The 1,422-nt window shown below is 66.9% G+C and carries 1 protein-coding gene; it reads right to left on the reverse strand.

Annotation, left to right across the window (positions count from 1 at the left end; all coding sequences use genetic code 11):
- Positions 1–532: 532 nt before the first annotated feature.
- The coding region (locus tag RMP09_RS16015) for an SDR family NAD(P)-dependent oxidoreductase (RefSeq protein WP_310566986.1) at positions 533–1,422 on the reverse strand (890 nt) is incomplete at its 5' end.

The raw sequence follows: 1,422 nt of genomic DNA on the forward strand, positions 1-1,422 counted from the left end.
CGGGGCCCTGCGGGCTGCCTTGCGCTGCTCGGTTCGCGGGGGACATTCGCAAACTAGTCCGCTGCGCGGACGTCGAACACGCGAATGTCTGATCCCCGCGCCCCTGCGCTGCTCAGCCCGGTCGGACGGCAAAGTACGCATGCGGGATCGGACTCCCCCTCAAGGTGCCGTGGCTTGCTCCCTCTCTCGCGGGGAGATGGCTGGGGTGAAGGCAAGACCAACCCGGTGGCCGGCGGCGATGTCCCCGCATCCGCTCCCGCGTTCCGCCGTCATGCGCTGGCGAGTAGCGCAGGGCCGGGCGGGAAAAAGGCTGCGCATGTCCGAAGGCCGCGCAGCGGACAAGTTTGCGCAGACCCCGTCCGGACCGAGCAACGGAGTGTGCCCGCAGCGAAGCGGAGGGACAGCGCATCCGGCTCGCCTTTCTTTTGGGTACTTTTCTTTGGCGAAGCAAAGAAAAGTGCCTCGGCCGCCGGGCCGAGACCCGGCTCGCCACAGGCGCATCAACGCACCGACAACGACAACGACAACGACATCAGAAGTGAATCCCCCGCATCATCTGCTGCATCGCCACCGCCTCAGGCGACAACTGCGACTTCGCCCCCTTCTCCCCCTTGGCCGCCGACGAATCCGGGAACATGCGGAAGCTCGTGTTCATCACGATCTGCGCGATGCGCGGCACAAACGCGTGCAGCACCTGCCCCGTCACCCCCAGCCGCGTCGCGATACGCACCGGCTTGAAGATGCAGGCCTGCGCGATCATGTCGGCCGCTTCTTCGGGCGCCAGCGTCGGCACGTTCTTGTAGATCTGCGTCGGCGCGATCATGGGCGTGCGCACCAGCGGCATGTTGATCGTCGTGAAGCTGATGCCCTGGTCCGCAAACTCGCTGCTCGCGCAGCGCGTCCACGCGTCCAGCGCGGCCTTGCTGGCCACATAGGCCGAGAAGCGCGGGGCGTTGGTCAGCACGCCGATGGAGCTGATGTTCACCACATGCCCCTTGCGCTTGGCCACCATGCCCGGCAGCAGCCCCATGGTCACGCGCAGGCAGCCGAAGTAGTTCAGCTGCATGGTGCGCTCGTAGTCGTGGAAACGGTCGTAGCTGCCTTCGATGGCGCGGCGGATCGAGCGGCCCGCGTTGTTGATCAGGAAGTCCACGCCGCCGTGGTTGGCGATCAGCAGCTGCACGAAACGGTCGCAGTCGGCCATGTCGGCGATGTCGGCCGGGTAGGCGATGAAGGCATAGCCCTTGGCCTTCGCTTCGGCGCAGGCCTCGTCGAGCTTGTCCTGGTCGCGCCCGCAGATGATCGTCACCGCCCCTGCTTCGGCGAACTTGTGGGCCGCCGCCAGGCCGATGCCCGAGCTGCCCCCGGTGACCAGCACCACCTTGCCCGCCACCGTGCCCTTGAGGCTGCGGTCGATGTGCA

Source organism: Hydrogenophaga sp. (assembly GCF_031426985.1).
In the GTDB taxonomy this organism is placed as follows: Bacteria; Pseudomonadota; Gammaproteobacteria; order Burkholderiales; family Burkholderiaceae_C; genus Hydrogenophaga.